The 19,637-nt window shown below is 57.8% G+C and carries 21 protein-coding genes and 1 pseudogene; 9 read left to right on the forward strand and 13 right to left on the reverse strand.

All coding sequences use genetic code 11. The annotated features are described in order from the left end of the window. The 4 genes from ACUN0E_RS17815 to ACUN0E_RS17830 form a co-directional block, all read right to left on the reverse strand. Positions 1-597: an anthranilate synthase component II gene (locus ACUN0E_RS17815; protein ID WP_445567459.1), complete on the reverse strand. Its 597-nt coding sequence runs from the start codon at positions 595-597 to the stop codon at positions 1-3. A 222-nt stretch (positions 598-819) separates the two neighbouring features. Continuing rightward, positions 820-2,124, reverse strand: a complete 1,305-nt coding sequence (locus ACUN0E_RS17820) for an aminotransferase-like domain-containing protein (protein ID WP_445567460.1) — start codon at positions 2,122-2,124, stop codon at positions 820-822. Between the two features lie 31 nt (positions 2,125-2,155). After that, positions 2,156-2,692: a VOC family protein gene (locus tag ACUN0E_RS17825; protein WP_445567461.1), complete on the reverse strand. Its 537-nt coding sequence runs from the start codon at positions 2,690-2,692 to the stop codon at positions 2,156-2,158. 139 nt (positions 2,693-2,831) lie between these two features. Continuing rightward, positions 2,832-4,097, reverse strand: coding sequence for an MFS transporter (locus ACUN0E_RS17830; protein ID WP_445567462.1), 1,266 nt, complete (start codon positions 4,095-4,097; stop codon positions 2,832-2,834). A gap of 531 nt (positions 4,098-4,628) precedes the next feature. Here ACUN0E_RS17830 and ACUN0E_RS17835 point away from each other — a divergent pair. From ACUN0E_RS17835 to ACUN0E_RS17865, 7 genes and pseudogenes are all read left to right on the forward strand, one after another. Then, a pseudogene (locus ACUN0E_RS17835) lies at positions 4,629-4,898 on the forward strand (aminotransferase class IV); the annotation flags it as partial. Between the two features lie 99 nt (positions 4,899-4,997). Continuing rightward, the gene (locus ACUN0E_RS17840; protein WP_445567463.1) at positions 4,998-5,828 is read left to right on the forward strand and encodes an alpha-hydroxy-acid oxidizing protein; all 831 of its coding nucleotides are present in this window, start codon (positions 4,998-5,000) and stop codon (positions 5,826-5,828) included. Then, positions 5,825-6,166 (forward strand): alpha-hydroxy acid oxidase, encoded by a 342-nt coding sequence (locus ACUN0E_RS17845; RefSeq protein WP_445567464.1) that lies wholly within the window; start codon positions 5,825-5,827, stop codon positions 6,164-6,166. Before ACUN0E_RS17840 ends, ACUN0E_RS17845 begins: the two co-directional genes overlap by 4 nt. 97 nt (positions 6,167-6,263) lie before the next feature. Continuing rightward, the gene (locus ACUN0E_RS17850; protein ID WP_445567465.1) at positions 6,264-7,295 is read left to right on the forward strand and encodes a transposase; all 1,032 of its coding nucleotides are present in this window, start codon (positions 6,264-6,266) and stop codon (positions 7,293-7,295) included. Between the two features lie 1,122 nt (positions 7,296-8,417). Beyond that, positions 8,418-8,609, forward strand: a complete 192-nt coding sequence (locus tag ACUN0E_RS17855; protein ID WP_445567466.1) for a hypothetical protein — start codon at positions 8,418-8,420, stop codon at positions 8,607-8,609. Between the two features lie 46 nt (positions 8,610-8,655). Next, positions 8,656-9,108 carry a type II toxin-antitoxin system YafO family toxin gene (locus ACUN0E_RS17860; RefSeq protein WP_445567467.1) on the forward strand — a complete coding sequence of 151 codons (453 nt, stop codon included), beginning with the start codon at positions 8,656-8,658 and terminating at the stop codon, positions 9,106-9,108. Between the two features lie 656 nt (positions 9,109-9,764). Continuing rightward, the gene (locus tag ACUN0E_RS17865) at positions 9,765-10,508 is read left to right on the forward strand and encodes an 8-oxoguanine DNA glycosylase (protein WP_445567468.1); all 744 of its coding nucleotides are present in this window, start codon (positions 9,765-9,767) and stop codon (positions 10,506-10,508) included. Between the two features lie 81 nt (positions 10,509-10,589). On the opposite strand, the gene ACUN0E_RS17870 is transcribed toward ACUN0E_RS17865, so the two are convergent. From ACUN0E_RS17870 to ACUN0E_RS17885, 4 genes are all read right to left on the reverse strand, one after another. After that, entirely contained in the window at positions 10,590-11,027 is a 438-nt protein-coding gene (locus tag ACUN0E_RS17870) for a hypothetical protein (protein WP_445567469.1), read from the reverse strand. 211 nt (positions 11,028-11,238) lie between these two features. Further along, positions 11,239-11,853, reverse strand: coding sequence for a 7-cyano-7-deazaguanine synthase (locus tag ACUN0E_RS17875; protein ID WP_445567470.1), 615 nt, complete (start codon positions 11,851-11,853; stop codon positions 11,239-11,241). Next, positions 11,832-13,049, reverse strand: coding sequence for a PfkB family carbohydrate kinase (locus ACUN0E_RS17880; RefSeq protein ID WP_445567471.1), 1,218 nt, complete (start codon positions 13,047-13,049; stop codon positions 11,832-11,834). The genes ACUN0E_RS17875 and ACUN0E_RS17880 overlap by 22 nt, the downstream gene beginning before the upstream one ends. Next, complete coding sequence (locus ACUN0E_RS17885; protein WP_445567472.1) at positions 13,046-13,288, reverse strand: hypothetical protein; 243 nt, start codon at positions 13,286-13,288, stop codon at positions 13,046-13,048. The genes ACUN0E_RS17880 and ACUN0E_RS17885 overlap by 4 nt, the downstream gene beginning before the upstream one ends. Before the next feature lie 313 nt (positions 13,289-13,601). Between ACUN0E_RS17885 and ACUN0E_RS17890 the strand changes: the two genes are divergently transcribed. Both ACUN0E_RS17890 and ACUN0E_RS17895 read left to right on the forward strand, forming a co-directional pair. Further along, positions 13,602-14,747 (forward strand): hypothetical protein, encoded by a 1,146-nt coding sequence (locus ACUN0E_RS17890; RefSeq protein WP_445567473.1) that lies wholly within the window; start codon positions 13,602-13,604, stop codon positions 14,745-14,747. Between the two features lie 844 nt (positions 14,748-15,591). Next, entirely contained in the window at positions 15,592-17,112 is a 1,521-nt protein-coding gene (locus ACUN0E_RS17895) for an MFS transporter (protein ID WP_445567474.1), read from the forward strand. A 242-nt stretch (positions 17,113-17,354) separates the two neighbouring features. Here the strand turns inward: ACUN0E_RS17895 and ACUN0E_RS17900 are convergent, their stop codons facing one another. The 5 genes from ACUN0E_RS17900 to ACUN0E_RS17920 form a co-directional block, all read right to left on the reverse strand. Next, a complete protein-coding gene (locus ACUN0E_RS17900) occupies positions 17,355-17,627 on the reverse strand; it encodes a hypothetical protein (protein WP_063499832.1) in 273 nt (90 codons plus the stop codon). A 64-nt stretch (positions 17,628-17,691) separates the two neighbouring features. Then, entirely contained in the window at positions 17,692-18,123 is a 432-nt protein-coding gene (locus ACUN0E_RS17905; RefSeq protein ID WP_408229599.1) for a DoxX family protein, read from the reverse strand. Between the two features lie 210 nt (positions 18,124-18,333). Further along, the gene (locus ACUN0E_RS17910; RefSeq protein ID WP_445567475.1) at positions 18,334-18,741 is read right to left on the reverse strand and encodes a VOC family protein; all 408 of its coding nucleotides are present in this window, start codon (positions 18,739-18,741) and stop codon (positions 18,334-18,336) included. A 24-nt stretch (positions 18,742-18,765) separates the two neighbouring features. Further along, a complete protein-coding gene (locus ACUN0E_RS17915) occupies positions 18,766-19,230 on the reverse strand; it encodes an RbsD/FucU family protein (protein WP_408229593.1) in 465 nt (154 codons plus the stop codon). 125 nt (positions 19,231-19,355) lie between these two features. Continuing rightward, on the reverse strand, positions 19,356-19,613 hold the full coding sequence (locus ACUN0E_RS17920; RefSeq protein WP_408229590.1) for a hypothetical protein: 258 nt from the start codon (positions 19,611-19,613) through the stop codon (positions 19,356-19,358). Between the last annotated feature and the right edge of the window lie 24 nt (positions 19,614-19,637).

Genomic DNA, 19,637 nt, shown 5'->3' on the forward strand with positions numbered 1-19,637 from the left:
TCAGGCGACCATCTGACTTTTGTGCGCCATCGCGAGGTCGCGAAAATTGCGGAACAGGTCCGTGCCGGCTTCAGTACAGATGGACTCCGGATGGAACTGCACGCCGTGCAGCGGGCGCGTCTTGTGCCGGATGCCGTGGATCATGCCGTTGTCGTCCCACGCGGTCAGCTCGTATGGTCCCTTGAGCTGCTTCACCACCAGTGAGTGATAACGCACCACTGACAGATCCGCTGGCAGATCCTTGAAGACGCCGTAGCCGTCGTGACGGATCACGCTGACCCTGCCGTGCATCGGCTCGGGTGCAAGCACCACCTCCATGCCATGCAGATGAGCCATGCATTGATGACCGAGGCACACACCGAGCAGCGGCACCTGGGCTTCACGGATCGCGCGCGCACTGATGCCGACATCGGCCGCGCGAGCCGGTGTGCCGGGTCCGGGCGATACGATGATGCAGTCGTAGCGGTCGAAATCGATTGCGTCGAAGTCAGCGGTATTGAGCAGGACCGTCGGCTCTTCGCCGCAGACCTCGCCCATGCGCTGATAGATGTTGTAAGTGAAGGAGTCGAAGTTGTCGATGATCAATGTCTTGCACATGACGGGCCTATTGTGAAGAACCGTGTGTCTTTCGCATCGCGACCGGCACGGGTCTGTGCCGCCGCGATGCGCCTCGTTTATGCATGTCGATGCGCTGCAACCCGCGCCACCCCATCGTCCGCACCGGATAGCGGTGCAAGACGGGTCTGACGTGGGCTGTCATACTGATAGGTGCTGCCTGGTGTGAACGCGTACAGATGTGCGTCAACGCGTCTGGCGTGTTCAGCTTACCGAGCGCAACCGCCCCTTCACGTATCGCGCAAAGCGGCTGACACCCGACTCGATTTCGTCCGGCACCAGGTTGCTGAACGCGAGCCGCACTTCGTTTTCACGCGAACCGTCGAGCGAAAAGAACGTCATTGGCATCACGATCACGCCGTACGCGCGCGCGCATTCGACCGCCTCACTCTGGCCGAACTCGAACGGCAGATTCACACCCAGAAAAAAGCCACCTTCCGGACGATTCCACGTGACCACGTCACTGTTATCTCTAAATTCATGAGCCAAAAAGCCGACCATCGCGTCGCGATTACGCGCGTAGTGTTTGCGTGGTGCGTCGACGAGTCGGGCGAGACTGCCGTTTTCCGCGAGCAGTACACCGCCGACCAGTGCCTGAGTCACCTGACTCGTATTCACCGTCACGAAGCTCTTGCGCTCGCTCAACTCGCCGGCAAGACGCCGCGCTTCGCCTTCACTGCCGAACAACCGCCTGGGCATCACCGCGGCGCCGACACGCAGCGCCGGGCATAAGCTCTTCGAATAGGTGGCGAGATAGACCACGCAGCCTTCGCTGTCGAGCGAAATCATCGACGCAGTCGGCTCGCCCTCGAAGCGAAACATCCCGTACGGGTTGTCTTCGAGCACGACGATCCGATGCTCGACGCAGCCGGCGATGATCGAGCGCCGCTCCGCTTCACTCAGCACCGTGCCGGTGGGATTGTCGAATTCCGGCGTCAGGTAGAAACCACGCGGCGTTTTGCCCTCGCGCCGCAACGCCTGAGTCGTGCGGTGCAACGCACGGTGCCAGCTTTCGCCGGCTCGCGGTTCGATCGGCACAATCTCGATGCCGGCAAAATCGGCAACGCCTGTAATGCCGATATACGTCGGGGTGCGCGCAAGCATCACGTCGCCCGGTTCCCGGCACAGCGCGGGCACGATCAGCGCCAGCGCTTCCTGACAGCCAGCCGTGATGATCACCTGGTCCGCCGTGCAGTCGATCCGCTCGTCGATTCGCAATTGCTGCGCAACCAGTTCGTTGACGCAGCCGTTGGTGCGGCCGTACTGCGCGATCCGCCGGCCTGCGACCAGCACACTCTGACCGGCCGATTGCGCCGCATGGGCCTGAAACAGCGGAATCGCTTCAAGCCAGCGCTCGATCGAAAAGAACGCCTCCGCGGGCCGGCCGGACGCGAACGAGATGGCCTTCGGATAGTCGTTCGCCGCCTCGTTGAGAAAGTTCATCACCGACAGACGCGATGACTGCGCCGGTGCGGTTACAGCTGCTGCAAATGCTGATCCTGATGTCAAGACCGACTCCTTCTTGCGGGAATGGACACGCTCAATATGAGTTGGACTTTTCCAACTGATCGAACAACGACTGAACGTTTTGCTCGACGAAACCCTCTTCGCCGCTGCGGTTGATCAGTTCGAAGCTCATACCGGAATTCGCGTCGCGAGCGGTGAATGCTTGCGTGAGACCTGGCCCTTCGATCACCGACGTGTCGAATTGCATGCCGCGCGCGGTCAGCTCCGCCACGCTCGACGCGACGTCGTCCACCTGCAAGGCGATATGAGCGACGCCCGGTCCGAAGTTGCTGACGAGGCGCGACACTTGCGACTCCGGCTCGGTGCCCTGGCACAGCACGAACTTCAGACCTTGGTACTCCATTTCGGCAGATCGCATTCCGGTTTTTTTTCCGTTTATATGTAACCGCCTCACCAGCCTGAATCCCAATACTTCCGAATAGAACTGAACGGCCGATTCAAGATCGACGACAGCGATCGCGATGTGATCGATAGCACGGTAGCGCGGTTTCGATTCATCGCGATGCAGTCCAGTCTCATACTTTTCCGGCATACCCTTGTCCGCAGCCATCTGTCAGTTCCTGAGAAATAATTATGCGAGACCCGTTGCCAGCGCCGATGCTGATTGGTTGGGAGTAGATCTTCAGTTGGCGACTGGGCTGGAAAAGGCCGTTGCTCTGAACTCTCGCCGCTCGTCCGCGATACTGCATCTAGTGCGCCGCGTCGACTCGTATAGCTTCCGATGCGGGTCTCGCCACGCGGAATGCCAGCAACAGCGTGCCAAACAGCAGCGCCGACGCAATGAAGAAAGCCAGTCCGGGATAATGCCAAGCCGCCCCTGGTCGGATCGACCACGCGAAGCCGAGTCCGAAGATCAGCGGCCCGATGATCGACGCCAACCCCTGCATTGCCTGAATGACGCCCTGGAGTTGCCCCTGTTCGGTCGCTGCAAGACGGCGCGTCATCAGCCCCTGCAAACCCGGCATGAACAGATTCATCGCGGCATAGACCGGGATGGCGGCGAAATAACCCGCTCCCGTCTTCGCCAGGCCGAAACAAGCGTAGCCGATGGCACCCGCAGCGGCGCCGATCAACACAGCCCCGCGCTCGCCCAACCGCGCGACCACAGGCCCGACCAGGGCCACCTGCACCAGCGAGCCGAGCGCACCGCTTGTCAACATGACGAGACCGACCGTGACCGGGCTCCACGCGTAGCGGTAGCCGCCGTAAAGCACGAAGATCGCCGGCCCTACCATCCACGCGAGCGCGAAAGAAAAGGCCAGCAGGGACAGGATGGCAAGGTCGCCACGCGCCCTTAGAAACGACAGCGCTCCGAACGGATTGAGCTTGCGCAGATCGATCCACGCCGAGCGTTGGCCAGGCGTCAGCGACTCCGGCAGCACCGCGAAACCATATGTGCAGTTGAGCGCGGTGAGTCCGGCGGCCACAAAAAACGGTAACCGCAGATCGAAACCTGCGAGCAGACCGCCCAGCGCAGGGCCTCCGACGAAACCCAAACTCAGCGCCGAGCCAATCCAACCGAAGGCTCGCGCCCGCTCCTCCTGCTGCGTCACGTCCGACACATATGCGTTGACCGTTGCAAAGCTGGCTGAGGTGATTCCGTTCAGTATCCGGCCGACCAGCAACCACATCATGTTCGACGCAAACGCCATGATGAGGAAGTCCGCGGTGAGACCGGACAAAGAGATCAGCAAAACCGGGCGGCGCCCAATACGGTCCGACAACAGCCCGAGCGCCGGGCCGCAAAGCAACTGCATGACACCCCAAACAACGCCGATCAGCGTACTCCATAGCGCTGCCTTGGCCGTGTTGCCGTCGGAAAAAACCTTGATCAGATTGGGTAGGACCGGCAGTACCACGCCGAAGGAAACGGCATTCATCAATGCGGTGAAGTAGATGAAGCCAAAAGCGGCACGTCGGCCAGGCTGCGCCGCGGCTTGATCGAAGGCCGTCATGCCGCGATATCTCTACACGGACCGCACGCGCCATTCAAGCCAGCGTATAGGTGAACTAGAAAATCGGCGTTACACATTTCATACGCTCCAATTGACGTTTTCTTGTGAGGACTGCTGCCGTTTCTCGCGTGCTCGCGATTGAGTGCTGCGATCATATATTTGGCAGGATGCACTTGTCACGCACATAAAAATAAAAATTCTATTCGGCCAATATTTCAATGAAATAAAAATGAAAGCTGTTCGACAATGAATTCATCTTTAACTTTAAGTGCTATGCATGACTCTGCTACGATGCCTTATTCGTCGACTGTTATGGATTTCCATTGTAATCGGGCGCGAGTATTGAATATTGTTCGAGTCATCAACCGATAAATAAAATATGAATGACTATTCAAAAATTAAACCCAATTGAAATCTTGCCGTAAGCAGGTGTATCGGGCGGCGTCGACGCTGGTATCCAACTCATCGGGTCGATGTACTATCGGTTGATAACATCATGCGCCGCGAAATCTACGGCGAGCCTGGTGCGAAGCAGCGTCCCCTGGTGCGCTCGTCATGCTGCTCTCTAATGAGCGGGATAAACTGACTGAAGGCGGTCGCTCGAACGTCTTTGTAAAACTGGACGGACGTTGGGGGACCCCGCCCGTCTTATCTGGGCTGCTACCGGGCGTGATGCGTGGCGTGCTGATGGAGAAATCCGAACTAAATGCAACACTACAACTGCTCAACCGCGCGGACCTCTTGTGCACCGAGGGGTCAATCCTGTTCTGCGCATGGTGTAGCGCACTCAAGGCGGAATGAAAACAACCGCGCTGACATATTGCCTGCCTTCATGCGGTCGCTGTCGTCGCCCGCCAATATCACACAAAATGACGACTGACCCGTTACAACCTCCCACCGATGCCCACTCTGCACCGACACCGATCCGATCCGCTTAACGTCAAAGAGTTTCGCACGCTTGCGCGCCGCCGTCTGCCGCGCCGAATCTTCGACTATGTCGATGGCGGCGCGGAAGACGAACGCGGTCTCGTACGCAATCAGGTTGCGTTTGAACGCCTCACATTTTCACCACGCCGCCTCGTCGACGTCAGCCATCGTGATCTGTCCACGCGCTTGCTCGGCGGCATCGCGTCCGCTCCACTGCTTATCGCGCCGATGGGACTGAGCGGCCTGGTGTGGCCACGCGGCGACATCGAACTGGCGCGCGCGGCCGAACGCGCACAGATTCCGTTCATCCTCTCGACCGCATCGAATGTGTCCATCGAAAGACTTGCAGGCGAAGCGGGCGGAGATCTCTGGTTCCAGCTCTACGTGCTGCATCCGGCGCTAGCCGATCAATTAGTCGCGCGGGCGCTCAAGGCAGGCTACCGCACGCTTGTTGTCACCGTCGATGTGCCTCTCAACGGCAAGCGTGAACGGGACGCGCGCAACGGCTTCGCGCTACCACTGCGCTACACGCCTGGCGTGCTGCTCGACGGCCTGTTGCATCCCCGCTGGTCGTATGCGCTGATGCGCGACGGAGGGGTACCCGAGCTGGCCAACTTTGCGTCCGCGGATGCGTCCAACGTCGAAGTACAAGGCGCACTGTTGCGCCGTCAGATGGACGCCAGTTTTGCCTGGGACGACCTGCGCCGGATACGCGATCAATGGCCGCACCGACTGATCGTAAAAGGTATATTGCGCGCGCCGACGATGCGGCCCGGTGCGTCGAACTCGGAGCCGATGGCGTGATCCTGTCGAATCACGGCGGGCGTCAACTTGACAGCGCCATCGCGCCGCTCGACGCGTTACCGGCGGCGCGCGTGGCTTGCCCTTCGCACGGAACGTTGCTACTGGACAGCGGCATTCGACGTGGCTCAGATGCGGTGAAGGCCGTCGCGCTCGGCGCCAGCGCTGTGCTGCTGGGACGCGCGGTTCTTTATGGCCTCGCCGTGGACGGCATGACGGGCGCGTTGCGCGTCATCGATATCATCAAGGATGAAATCGATTGCACGATGGCCATGCTCGGATGCGCGCGCGTCGCGGATCTCGATGCGTCGTATGTTGGCATCGCAGGTCCCCTTAGCTGACGGTGCGGTTTGCCCTGGACTTAAGGATGACCTTGCCGCGTTCGAGTCGCGCTAAACCTTGTGCCTACACGTCTTCTGATATCACAGGAGACGTTTTATGTGGCTGGATCGTTTTGAGCGGGTTGACGGGAAGCTAGCGGTCGTAGGGGTTGACCAGTGCGGTCAGTCCACATTTATCCCGCCGGAACAGATGTATAAGTCAAAGCCCCGCAACTTAAGAAATTCGGATGCGATAACTCTACGAACTTCGTTCTGTGATTGGACACAAACGTCAACATGTGAATACGCCGCAGCGTTCGGTACCATATCTGGCGTAACAGAACTCCATGAAACGTACGTCGTACCGACGCAAAGCACGAGAGTTGTGCTTCCCGCATTGCAGCTTCAACGGGCTCTGCTGGGCGCGCCGTCTGTCGTCGCGCAATATGTCTACGCCCCAAATGGGCTAGAACATCTCTGCTCACCGATTCTGGATAATAAGGATTTTTCGATAGGTTTCCTATCGAAAAAACAGCTTGGTCGAACGAGAACCAGAAACTCGTTTATACAACGAATAGAGTGGTTCTATGCGTTTCCCTCCGCCTATCGGGCGTGGAGCAGTTTCTATCGCCTCGCATGTTGCGGAAAGATTGGGGTTGAACTCCCAGCCGCCGAGGTGTTGATGTCGGCACACGGCAAATACGTTGGCGACACTCTCTATGTACACGGGCTTGACATCCTGGAGTTGACTCCGCTCGAGCCCCCTTTGGAGTGGGCAGAAATCAACCGAGAACGATACGTCGTTGCCGGTGGCCTGGCGGAACACATAGCTGCCCGCAAGACGCAGGACACTCGCTTAAGACCGCGCAGCGACAAATGGGATATGACCGACGACGAATGGATCGCCATCGAACCAATTGCTTCACATCGTTCTCACCCTGATCGACCTGGCCGGCCATCCAGGCACCTCCTCCGGGACGTCGTCGATGGCGTCATTATTAAGTTGGGAACGGGAATAAGCTGGAGTGAGCTCTGGAATCAACGGGCCGCTTACGGAGCAAGTCCTACGTTTCACAAGCGAATGAAAGTCGATGGGCGTTGGGATAAGATTGTTGAGATACTTGTCCGCACCAGACAGCAGGCCTCGTGAGTATCCCGCGGAACTCGTATGGTCGGCACTGGTGGTCGGCAGGCTGCAGCCTGCTTGACGCGATAGAGAACCCCGTCACGCTCAGTCGAAATCGCGACCGCGTTGCAGGCAACCAGACTACTTTGCGCTGAAGTAGAAACTCTGGATGCGGCGACACAGGTTCTCACTCAAAGTTTCAATTGACGAAGTTCGGGAGCGCCAGGCGACAAACATAGCTTCGAGGTGGTTTTGAGGTCGGCGACAATCACAGAGGCACGCCACCTCCAAAGGAAGCAACGTCGGGCAATCTCCCTGTTGAAATTTTCCGCGCCGTGGTGACGAGGATGGACGGCCCAACTGCATTCTAGCGACGGACACGTCAAAGACGCATCCGTCATGGCCGAGGCCTTCGACTAGTCGTTATTTTTTCTTGGGATCGTGGGTTGGGAGCGATGGATGCTTCGGTTTAGTTGGCGGATTCACGTGATGTCTTCTGTCATCTTTGCCATCATCGCGTTTCGGCTTCGGTCCAGGATTAATGTGATTTGACATGATTGCTACCCCGTACTAGGTCAGTTAACGTTGGAACTTACAAATCTGCATCCTAGGTCGCCACGGTGCAGTGCAGCGCCTTCATTTAGCCCACCACTACTTTCTCTGCCCCAAAAGGCATCTGCACAACAGTCCTCCATTGCAGCACAAGATTAACATTACTGTGTCCAGAGTGCGCTCCTCAAAAGGCATTGAACGAGCGCAGAGGCCTACCGTTTCCACCTACGACTCTTGAGTGCCGACAGGCGATAGACCGGAGATCAACTTCTGCGAAAGAGTAGCTGTCGTGTCGGTGCGATAACGTGACTACGCGATAGATCCTTCTTTATCCCACCTCACGGTCGAGGAATGCGCGACACGTCGCGAGACGCACAGCTAAAACCAGTCTCCCCACGTTCCAACACAACATCTGCCGCGCCGTTCCGCACAGCTCCGAAAATGAAAACGAGAACATACGCCGCCTCAGACTCCCCATCGGCAAACCTAGCCCTGTTGCTCGTCAATCTGCGCGTATACACAATGGTATGGCCCCATTAATTTGACAATTAACTCAGGTTGCTATATAAGAAAATGGATGATTGGAGAAACGGTATGAAAAAACCTGCTGTCAAGGCGGCGGCACACGGCAAACACGCGGCGGGACGCAAAAAGCCGTCGTTACGCCCCGTCCCGACGATGTCAGCGCGCCGCAAGGCAGCTTTCGCAAAGTTACGTCCAATGACGCTGGGCGAACTAGACGCCGCACTTTCCAAAATTGCCTTGAAGAAAACGCCGTCAAAGTAAACTTTGGCCGACGGGTAGGACAGAACTAAAAGAAAAAAGGGTTCAGGTGCTTGAGGTCAAAACGACGGGTATTCTAGTCTCGCACTTTGCGTCGACTAACACAGACCTTCCCGAATTCGTCGCGTCTTTCACCGAGTGGAAAGCCGCAGGCGGGCCTGGCGAAGATGATTCCTATGAGTTTGGCAAGGATTCGGCGTACGTCACCCCAAAGGTAAATGGCGCGAACAATGTCTTGAGACATGTACACCTTGTGCCCATAGTGGACCAAAGACAAGCCGCTAAATGGGACAGACAGTGGGAGCAACACTCACGCCGTACAAGTGATCGCGTCTTGGTCTATGTCGATGACCAAGGCAAAAGGTTCCTGCTCATCGCGGTTTTGGAAGAGCCCGATGCGCACGATATTGCCCAAATGAAGACCAATGACAATAAACGACGCATGGAACTTTTCGCTGCTGTTGCAGAAGCGTTCATCTACAATCGCGAAATCATCGCCTAGCAGGCAGCGGAAATACCGACGTTGATGAGCCAGCGGATGAGGCGACTGAAACGTTATTGTGATGAGCCTTACCAATCTCCGTTGCTCACTTTCCAATTGGCGCAATTAGCACAAGCGCCGCTGCAAATTTAATCTAAATTCCTAGCAGACAACTGCTGCTCAGCCTGCGGCGCTAAGTTTGCCTGGAGCACTCGCGTGGCCCCTGTTATCCACTCGTGCGAACTGTCGACGCTTTGCAAAAGAACGGCCTCCCGCGTCCAGAAGTTCAGACGTAGCAAGAGGACTACGACAAACTATGGATAAAATCATTCGCTATAGGACGTGCCGGGAAACCAGAGAGGCACCTATGCCGCGAATACTTCTAAATTGCAATACCCGAGTGACAAACACTCTCCCTTTTCCACGATCCGACAATCGAATTGGAGCCGTGGCTCCGTGTGCTAAGACGGAGTACACAGGAGACCTCATTCCGGAACTCGACTCGGTCATTCGTGCACTAAACACTGCGTGGTCGACGAGAGATTGGGGATGGATAGAAGTTGATGCCAAGTTCGTTGGCCGTGTCACGAGAGATCACTTGTAAACAAGCCGGTAAATTGCTATAACCAATAGACTCTCGTTGCTGTCCGATTCAATCACATTTTACTTGAGGCTTGATGGCCCAGTTGATCTATTCGCTATGCACCGACGACAGCGCCATGCTGCTGCCCGACGCTGAGGAAGAGGTACTCCCTGGAGTGCCGTGGGGTGACTGCGCGGCCCTCTGCACGCCAGCTTTCTGGCGAGCGCTTCTCTTCCAGAATAGCGGCACGCAACCGCAGTGTCGGCTAGGCCACAATCTGCTGGAAGAGGTAACGGCGTGTGTCCTCGGCGGATATGGAATTCCAGCCGAAGTTGGTTTGGCAGCTTTTGAGGCGTTAAAAGAGGCCGATCTTATTCGGCCTGGTGTTAGCGAAGCAGTTTTCTATGAAAGTCTCAGTCGCCCCCTAACGATAGGAGGGCGAGAAATTTCATACCGCTTCGCCCGCAGCAAAAGCAGTTGTTTGGCTCATATTGCAGCGACATTTGCGAGAGAAACGCCACCCGAGCAGCCGCTAGAACTTAGACATTGGCTCATGGGCCTACGAGGGGTCGGACCGAAGACCGCGTCATGGATTGTGCGCAATTTTGCAGATACCGATGACGTCGCAATTCTCGATGTTCATATCGTAAGAGCTGCACAGTTTTGTGGTTTGTTCCCGGCGAAGATTTCGATGCACTCGCAGTATTTCGAGCTTGAACGACGATTCATTGAGTTCAGCAATGCACTGGGCGTTCGGGCCTCTGCTCTTGACGCATGCATCTGGGCCCACATGAAACGCTCGGGAGCGCCGCTAGTGCGCCGTCTGAACAACGGGTGACGGCACTTTCCTCAGTCCGGTGTCTCGTGGGTTGGGAGAGTAGTCGGTCGATATCGTCGTACAGCACAATGCCGCAGCGTCTCAGGGAGACGACACGTGGACACCTCCGACGCCGACCACTGGCAAGGACCAGGTGGTGAGGTTCGAGAGCATCGGCTCGCCTCGTGTACCTAAGGGCGCGGAAAATAGTTGCAACGCTGTCGCGCATAAAACCAGCGTCGCGATTAATGCGCCGGCATCCCGAAGTATTAGAGTGTCCGCATTCGAGTATTTCATCTCGGTACGTTGCGGAACAGCAAGCATCCAGAAGATGGTAGCTGCAGAGCATGGCAAGCAGGCCTCTGCCTCTGCGAACAGCTTTTCTTGCGCGAATTGTCCGTATTCAAGCTCTATCAGCCGATGGCTTTCTGGGTCATAGTGGAACAGGCCAGCGTGGTCGCTGAGACCTTGCACAACAATCTCTATCGGATGGAGGCCGCCTGCCGATGGGGATGCCCGATGGGAAATTGAATCACTCAATCTCTCTCGAACTCGGCATCCGTGCCAAAGCAGTTCCGACGCCTGATTCGTATTTAAAGCCTTCTCCCCATACTGCGTACGGCGCCGGTCAAGCACGTCGAAGATCCGATCGGATGGAGTCTTTGTGGGAGCGATGAGCTTCGTTACGCTCTTGGCCGGATACGTCAGTGACGGGGTCGAGCCAGCTTTCGCGCGTGGACGTGGATTGGGTTCAGTAAGGAGTATTTCCGAGCTCATACATTACGTTCTTGTGCTTGATACAACCCCTGCAAGTTCCACACGCGAAGTTCGAACGGTGGCAAGAATGTGCCCAACAAAGCAGCTCCATTGGAATACCCGATTTGCGGATGAGATCTGCTGAAGTCAAATCAATTGCTGGTGCACGAACCCGCAGATTACCTTCCTGGAGGCTGAGTAACGCACTCATTGCATCGATGAACTCGCGCGTGCCATCTGTGTGAGTCGCGTCGGTCACGACCGCCCCGAGCAGAAGCTCTTCAGCGCCATGGATAAGCGCGGTGGACGCTGCTAGCGTGATCAGAAGCTGATTCCGGTACGGCCACCAGTCATGGGACGGCGCGAAGGAATTCGGAGGAAGTCCGCTCAGATCACCAGACCCGATTGATGAGCAGTCAATTCTCACGCAAACATGTTCGATGTCTAGCGAAGCACAGATTTGCGATGCGGCACGCAATTCCGCGTCAGCCGGCAATTGCCCGTAATCGATGGAAATAGCAAGCGCTGGCCGCAACCAATATGCCAGCGCTACCGAGTCCTGGCCGCCAGAAAGCAAAAGCGCCGACCTCATCGCTCTAAGGCCGTCCATACGGCCTTGTAGATCGCTGTATCGAGGTCACGTTCAATAAGGCACCCTGTTCCCTCTAGCATTGTCAGGTCATCCGCTTTCTCTAGCTGAGTGAAGGCGATGACCGGCTTGCGGCGAGAGACCGCGTATCCAACCTCGAACAGGGTACCGGCGTCCAGCCCATCGCACACTGCAAACACAACGTCGCTGTGGTCGATGCCTCGCAGGTCCTCGTGTGCAACGATGTCCGCCCGGCCTTCCCCCGCGTCGTGGATTGGCGAGAAGACGTCAACATCGAGCTTCAGGAAGGTTTCCCGAAGGCTATCAATCAGCCATCGTTGCGCGACGGTAAAGAATGGTCCAGCCAGATATATCTGGCGCCGTTCCCCAGCGGTTACGGTGGGACGGCAAGCGTCCGGAGCCGTGTGCTCCATGAAATCCAGATCCAATGGCAGGTACCCGGAATTGCAGTAGCTCGCCGTTGCCAGAGACGCTCTGTAGGCCGCGTCGACCGGACTCAGTCGCTCAATCGCCCACGCTTGGCAGAATACGGCGGAAAAGACATCGCCGGATCCAATAGGGATAACGCGACCGGTCTTGAAGCAAGGCACGCGCTCAGTGCGGACGCCGTCGGAAACTATGGCACCGTGAGGGCCTTGTTTTAAAACTACGACTTCTGCATTCTCTTGCCGGTGCAGATGTGTTAGTTGTGTGTACGGATCCTCACTCTCGGTGAGAAGCTTTGCCTCGGCAGAGTTCACCACGTAGGCCAAGTGTTTAGCGATTGAACCATTCGCACGAAAGTATCCGGCGTGTAGCGGCGCTTGCGGGTCATAGACTGCGTATTCGGCCGCCACTTTCGCCGCGCCTTCCACCATGCCATAGCGAAGAACGACATCCCCGCCGACCTCCATCTCGAGGTCTTGGTAGCTCCGCGGTAGAGCTGGCTCCTGCTGCGGACTGGCTAGACCGTGCGTCCAACGAAAGGCGAACAAATTGGCACTCGTATGCTGGACGAGAGCGAAGTCGTATGCGCCAAGAAGGCTCAGCCTAACTTCGGAAAGCGCTGAGTCAGGAAAAAAGGCATGCAATTCGACGTCTGAATTCATTGAACTCACTGCAGCCGCAGCCCGGCCGCCAGAGCCGAGAATTTCGCGCTTTTCTGGGAACTGACAGATCTCCCTGTAGACGCCGCCGGCGATGGTGAGTTTTGTCATCGATGTACAACCTGTATCTCGACGCGTGCTCCGGAGACGTCGCGTACTTCGCCAATAAAACTGCTTCCGCTCTCGATACACTCAATCAGGCGCAGTAGCGCGTCCGAGGTAATTGAGCCGGCACGCTGACCATTGTACGTGGCGATGGCAACTTGCAAACCGTTTGGCCTCGTATCAAGCTCGATGTCCAGCTGCAGTGCGCCGGCCTTAGCGCGGAAATCGCTTTCCAGTAGCTGCACGACCGCTGGGACCGGTGAGTTCAAAACGGTGCGAAAAGTTAACCGCTCGCACGGACCCCGTGGTGGCGTGGGATCATAGACTGTGCCGCCGGATCCAGACATTCTGCGCTCCTGTTCTGATTGTTCTCAACCCGCCGAAATTCAATGTCTATTGCTGGCGGATATAATACTAGCAAGGTGCTCGTCTGTCTGGCAGCATTTGATAAATTCGCCAGATTAGTTGAGGTACGTCGATATACTTAGCCACTGCGTCGCGCACACCGAGCCAACCTAGAAGTTACAAACATCCGAAAAAAAGCGAAGGGGGGGTGCGTTGAACGCCGTCAAGGAATATGTCCTCAATAAAGGTTCATCGCCGTGGGTAAACGGTATTGCGGCGGTTCTTTCGGTGCTCGCCGGAGCGCTCGCTTCCTTCTTCACAAGCTCAATCAGACTTTCTCTCGCCCTACCTGCCGACCCGAACGTCGGAAACATTTTTCGTTGGTCGAATTGGCATCTGACGGTTGAGGCCACCGTTTTTTGGGCCCTTGTCTTTTCAGCTGCTGGCTTGTTTGCCCTGACAAAATATTCGGATACGAAAACAGATAACGAGCATAAGGACTATCTCAGCAAAAAATTACGTGGTCTGGAAAGCATGCCGCCCGATGCATTTCTTGCGAAGCTCGAAGCCGAACTCGCGTTTGGTCGAGAGATTGTAGGCGTAGCTACCGCATCCGCGAAGACCACCGGTGGTCGCTTGCCGGCTACGCAAATAGATGTCGAAATTCGAAAAATTCTGGAAGCGTTTGCGAGAATCGCTGGCGCCTACGATGACAAGGTAGATGGCAACTATCGTGCGTACCTAATGGGCTTCACGAGAGACAGGCCAGAGGCAAAACTTCGGAACGCGATAGACCTCCCCAACCTGCCATTAGACGCGCAAATGGGCTTTCTTGAGACGTTTGAGTCGTTATGCGTGGTTCTTAAGCCGGAGGGCCAGCGCGCCCCAGTGTTCCCTGGCAAGGTCGATTTTGCGCTTCCGGTGTACGGCCGCTCTGCTGCAGTCGAAGACGGGAACTTGTTACCAGGAGCTCCGAAAGCGTATAAATCAGGCCGGGTATATGAATGTCCGTCTGTGGATGCTTTGAAAGACCGCTTGGACGCGTTGGTTACAGACAGAAATCAGGCAGTTGCACTCCGACGGTTCTTCGACGACGGGCAAGGACGACCCGTTCGGAGTTTCGTCAGCCTCGCGGTGCCGATGAATAAATGGGCTTCTCGCCCCTTGGAGCTGGAAGGAGTCGAGACCTACGGTGTGTTGACGATTGAAGCCAGCCATGAAAACATCTTCAAGAGCGCCGAGAGTTTCTTCCGCCCGGTCGTTCAGCCCCTCCTGTACATGCTGTCAGACCTCATTGCCCTTCGAGACACGTCGATCGCTGTCGGAATCGATGGGCAACATCTGACAGTGGGTGAATAGCTGGACGTTTCTGAAGCCTGCCAGACGGTACGGGATAACTGCGCACCGGCCGGCCGACTTCGAGCCAATCAGAATAACAGTCAAAAGGTCAACGCAGAAAGCACGGGGGCGGCGGCACTATTTCGACAGCGACTTACGAATCTCTGGAAGGTTGCTGCCGCATTCTTACAAATATATTTCCGCAACGCTGCGAATCGTATTTTCAAGTCATCAGCGCATTCGAAGACGTCGAGCTTAATCGCATTACCCGCTGCACGGCGTTCGCAGGCAGTGCAGGACCAAATTTCGTCGTCGCATCAGTCTGCCGGCACTGCAGCACGACAATTGCGCCCGGATTTACGAACTGAATCTATGGGCAACTTTCGCGATCGCTGGCGGAATGTATGACAGCTCGGTTACCTACTGAGCTCGACGTCCGCGCTGGTCCCGTGTCGCCCCGGGTGTACCCCCTCAATTCAAAATTCGTGTACTCCAAGTTTCATGACAGATGGAAATAACCCGGCCAACGATGTCTCATAATCGTTCGAACGCCGGACCCTCTTTATGCACCGGGAATCAACCTGCGCAAATCGGCATAGCTACATTGTAAGCGTGAGGCTGAGGCCGCCCCTTCGCGCGGTCGCTCGAGTCAGCCCTGCGCCACCGAATGGATTGGTAGACCAATCAAGATACCGACATCGTTCCGCAGCGAGAACAGGTTTCGTTTGTCTCTTGCGTGAAGAAGCGTGCGAAGCTCAGGTCAAATTTATTTGTTTGAGCCTCAAATCCGAGTCGACTCATATTCATTAATAATCAATAGGTTATAGAGATACCCCATCACAGGTTTCGTTTGTACGTCACCATCATGAACTCTCCCAATACGCCCTCCCCGCCCGTCCTCGGCCGTATTCTTGCGACTGTCAGCGTCGGCTTCGTCGTCACGCAACTCGACGTGACTATCGTCAACATCGCGCTGCCTAAGATCGGTGCGGACCTGCATGCGAATGTCGCGGGGCTGCAATGGGTCGTCGACGCGTACACGCTCGCGTTCGCCGTGCTGATGCTTTCGGCGGGCGCGCTCGGCGACCGGCTCGGCACACGGCGCATGTACGCGGCCGGCATCGTGCTGTTTGCGCTCGCGTCGCTCGCCTGCGGATTGGCGCTCGATGCCACCATGCTGGTGGCGGCGCGCGCGGTGCAGGGCATCGGCGCTGCCGCCATGCTGCCGAACTCGCTGGCGCTGCTTAACCAGTCATATGGCCACGATCCGAAGCTCCGGGCACGCGCAGTCGGGCTGTGGACCGCGGCGGGCGCGATTTCGATCGCGGCCGGACCGGTGGTCGGCGGTCTGCTGATTGCGGCGTTCGGCTGGCGCAGCATCTTTCTCGTCAATCTGCCGATTTGCGCAGCCGGTTTCCTCGCAACTTTGCTCTGGATACCACGGCCTGAATCCGCACGCAAAGACGCGCGACAAGCGGTGCAGGCTAAGGCTGCTGCTACGACCGGAGTAGGTGCTACAGCTCCAGCCGGAACTGCAACTGCAGTAAGCCCGCGCGGTATCGATCTGAGTGGTCAGGCCCTCGCGATCGTCGCGCTCACCGCCTTCGTCGCCGCTGTCATCGAGTTGCGACCGTTAGGGCTGAGCCATCCGCTGGTAGCCGGCGGGTTCGTACTCGCGCTAATCGCAACGGGCGCCTTTATCGCCGTGGAATCGCGCGTCGCGGCACCGATGCTGCCGCTCTCGCTATTCAGCAAGCGCACTTTCAATGCGGCGGTGCTGTTCGGCATCTGCGTGAATCTGACGTACTACGGCATGGTGTTCGTACTGAGCCTGTATTTGCAGCGCGTACGCGGCTATACCCCGCTGCAGGCCGGCCTCGCGTTCCTGCCGCTGACGGGCGGATTTCTGCTCTCGAACGTGGCGAGTGGCTGGGTGGTCGGGCGCTTCGGCGTACGCGTGCCGATGATCGCCGGCGCAATCACCGCAGGACTCGGCTATGGCCTGCTGCACTTCGTCGATGCGTCCACGCCGCTCGTCGGTTTGCTGTTGCCGTTCCTGCTGATTCCCTCGGGAATGGGCCTTGCGGTCCCGGCGATGACGACCGCCGTGCTGGCCTCCGTCGAAGCGCAGCGCGCAGGCACCGCTTCCGCTGTGCTGAATACTGCCCGGCAAGCAGGTGGCGCGGTGGGCGTAGCCGCCTTCGGCGCGTTGGCAAGTGGTGCTGCCGCCACGCAGATCGTTTCGGGAATGCAGGCCGCGACGGCGATCTCGGTCGGTCTGCTGGTAGTCGGTGGCGTAATGGGCTGCCTTGTCCATCCGGAACCACATGCGTCGGGCTCGAAGCCGCATAGGACGGGTGCCAAACAAGTTACTGAATCGCGCTGATCGTCTTAGCACTCTGGTCGGCGCGGATCGGTGAATCGGCGGATTGGCGGATTGGCGGGTCGATGAATTGACGGATTTGGTGGATTCGTGAATCAGTGAGGCGCACCGAGCGCCTCACCTCTTTTTCGCCATGAGTGCGAAAAAGACCCCCGCGATGCTTCCGCTCCGCAGGGGTCCTTTTTGACGCTACCACGCTGCCAGCAAGCAGCGATACACGATACAACTCACGTTGCCGCCACGGCTTACAGCGGCGCTTCCTGAATCGTGCCGGTGTCGATGGCGCGCTCAATCAGCCCCTCGTTTTGCGCCTTGGCGATCGCGTCGGCGATCAGCTTTTCCGGCTGTTCGATTTCGGCCTTGATCGTGCCGATAAGACCGGAGGCATCCAGAACCACCAATGTTTTCGCCGAATCGGCAAGACTGATGATGACGCGGTGCGGTGTCGGCCCTTCGCCGAGACTTGCGCACAATTGCGTGACCTTACCGCCAATGGTTTGCTCAAAGCTTTGAATCATTATTTGCTCCCTTGATTACAGCCAGAATCAAAAGCGACCGGCACAGACTACCTCAACTGCGAGATCAGAGATGCAGCCCGCTGCGGGGCGAACGCGCGCCATCGATACTGATACGGCCTGCTCCGGTCACGAACAACAGCAGGAAACCGCCGGCGATACCGATGTTCTTCCAGAAGTGGATCACCATATCGCGTTGCAAAGCGGGGTCGGTCACGTTCCAGAAATCGTGGCCCAGCACCGCGGTTGCCACGGTGTAGACGGCCATGATGAGCGCGAGCGGGCGGATCCTGAAGCCGACGATCAGCAGCAGACCGCCGAGTGCCTCGACCGCCGTTGCAATCGGTGCGGCGACCTGTACGAGCGGCACACCCTTCGAATGCAGATAGCCGACAAAGCCCGCATAGCCCAGCAGTTTCATCACACCGCCCCACAAGAACAGCACGGCAAGGGCGATACGCGCGATGAGGATGACGCCGGAATCGACGGGACGCGTCATGAGGAGCTCCTGTAAATGAATAAGCAGCAGACCCGCTCAAGCCGCCGCAGTTCCCTGCTTTGCATCTGAGAATATGTGCATTACCCGCCTTTTCCCAGCGCGAGCCGGTGTGAGCGGCGCAATTCGCGCCGTCTCAAGGGAACGGAAAGGGTGTCCGAGCGCTCGGCGAGCGCCCGATTTTGCACGGCACAGCCGGTATCGCCGCCGTGCTCAAGCGTGGGGATACGTCGCGACCTCGATCAGATTGCCGTCCGGATCGCGGCAATACACCGACGTCATCTTGCCGCGCGCGCCATCGCGCTCAACCGGGCCGGCCTCTATCTCGACACCCTGAGCGAGCCAATGCGCCTTGACCTCGGCGGGACTCGTGGTGGTAACAAAGCATAGATCGGCGCTGCCCGGCACCGGCTCGCGCCCGGTGAACCACGCGACCGTGTCCGCATCCGCCGGACGCAAGTTGATCTTCTGATTGCCATAGGTCATTGCCACGCGCGTGCCGGTACGTGACTCGAACTCGCTGCGCCGCATGCCAAGCATTCGAGCGTACCAGGCCGCGCTGGCTTCCACGTCGGCAACATTCAGAACGAGATGATCGAGACTGTCTATCGCGAAGCTCATGGGTTTCGACGCCGTGGTGAGGTGCTATTGCTGCGGTGCATCCGGCGCGAGCAAGACACCCTTTGTCAACACGAAGCAGCCGTAACCGCGCTCTTCGCCGGTGGCGATCACGCAATACGCTTTGCGCGCCCGCTCATAGAACGCGAAACGTTCAACCGAAGCAAACGGCACCTCGCGCCCCTCCGCCGCATTGATCTCGATCTGCGCTTCGCGCTGAACCGCCGGAATCGTATTCGGCTCCCCCACCACTTCCATCCGCGATGCCGGATGCTCGATGAATGTATCCAGCGGCATCACCGACAGGATCGCGCGAATTGCACGCGGCGCGTTCACGCCATCGAGGCGGAGCAGCTTGCCCAACACCGTCTCCTGCGCAACGGATGCGCCCGGGAAGTTGGCGTCGCAAAGCACCAGTTCGTCGCCATGTCCCATCGAGCGCAACGCATGCAGCACATCGGCATTCAGCAGCGGGTCCAGATTCTTCAGCACGGTGTCTCCTTGAGGTCCGACTGGCGGCGAGCCGCCCGGGTTTGGACAGTGTGTCCTCGTAGCGCGTCGTGATCGATTGTAGCAAGACCACGGCGCACAGTCCGTTGCCGGCGGCTCGTCGTCAATCAGTTTTCCCACCCGATTCGACGAGCGACATTCCGGCGACACTGCCACCGCAGCCATCCAACCAACGCGAGCAGCACGAGACCCGCGCCACCCAATACCGGCTCGCGCCAGGCCAGCAACGCAGTGAAGGTGAACGCGCGCGTGCCGGCCAGCAGAGCGAAGCCGGCGACCGCGCTGGAGAGCGCGTCGACGGCGCCCGACAGGCGCGCGAACGTGAGGACAGTACCGGAAGCCGTGGCGGCAACGGACTCGTGCATGATCGTCTCCGTGAAAAAACCGTG

Source organism: Paraburkholderia sp. D1E (assembly GCF_052682275.1).

Excerpts from the sequence above, each read along its gene's own strand:
- ACUN0E_RS17840 (WP_445567463.1), top strand. The coding sequence starts at position 4,998 with ATGCCCACTCTGCACCGACACCGATCCGATCCGCTTAACGTCAAAGAG.
- ACUN0E_RS17815 (WP_445567459.1), bottom strand. The coding sequence starts at position 597 with ATGTGCAAGACATTGATCATCGACAACTTCGACTCCTTCACTTACAAC.
- ACUN0E_RS17830 (WP_445567462.1), bottom strand. The coding sequence starts at position 4,097 with ATGACGGCCTTCGATCAAGCCGCGGCGCAGCCTGGCCGACGTGCCGCT.
- ACUN0E_RS17875 (WP_445567470.1), bottom strand. The coding sequence starts at position 11,853 with ATGGACGGCCTTAGAGCGATGAGGTCGGCGCTTTTGCTTTCTGGCGGC.
- ACUN0E_RS17905 (WP_408229599.1), bottom strand. The coding sequence starts at position 18,123 with ATGACGCGTCCCGTCGATTCCGGCGTCATCCTCATCGCGCGTATCGCC.
- ACUN0E_RS17850 (WP_445567465.1), top strand. The coding sequence starts at position 6,264 with ATGTGGCTGGATCGTTTTGAGCGGGTTGACGGGAAGCTAGCGGTCGTA.
- ACUN0E_RS17825 (WP_445567461.1), bottom strand. The coding sequence starts at position 2,692 with ATGGCTGCGGACAAGGGTATGCCGGAAAAGTATGAGACTGGACTGCAT.
- ACUN0E_RS17910 (WP_445567475.1), bottom strand. The coding sequence starts at position 18,741 with ATGAGCTTCGCGATAGACAGTCTCGATCATCTCGTTCTGAATGTTGCC.
- ACUN0E_RS17895 (WP_445567474.1), top strand. The coding sequence starts at position 15,592 with ATGAACTCTCCCAATACGCCCTCCCCGCCCGTCCTCGGCCGTATTCTT.
- ACUN0E_RS17920 (WP_408229590.1), bottom strand. The coding sequence starts at position 19,613 with ATGCACGAGTCCGTTGCCGCCACGGCTTCCGGTACTGTCCTCACGTTC.
- ACUN0E_RS17880 (WP_445567471.1), bottom strand. The coding sequence starts at position 13,049 with ATGACAAAACTCACCATCGCCGGCGGCGTCTACAGGGAGATCTGTCAG.
- ACUN0E_RS17900 (WP_063499832.1), bottom strand. The coding sequence starts at position 17,627 with ATGATTCAAAGCTTTGAGCAAACCATTGGCGGTAAGGTCACGCAATTG.
- ACUN0E_RS17855 (WP_445567466.1), top strand. The coding sequence starts at position 8,418 with ATGAAAAAACCTGCTGTCAAGGCGGCGGCACACGGCAAACACGCGGCG.
- ACUN0E_RS17865 (WP_445567468.1), top strand. The coding sequence starts at position 9,765 with ATGGCCCAGTTGATCTATTCGCTATGCACCGACGACAGCGCCATGCTG.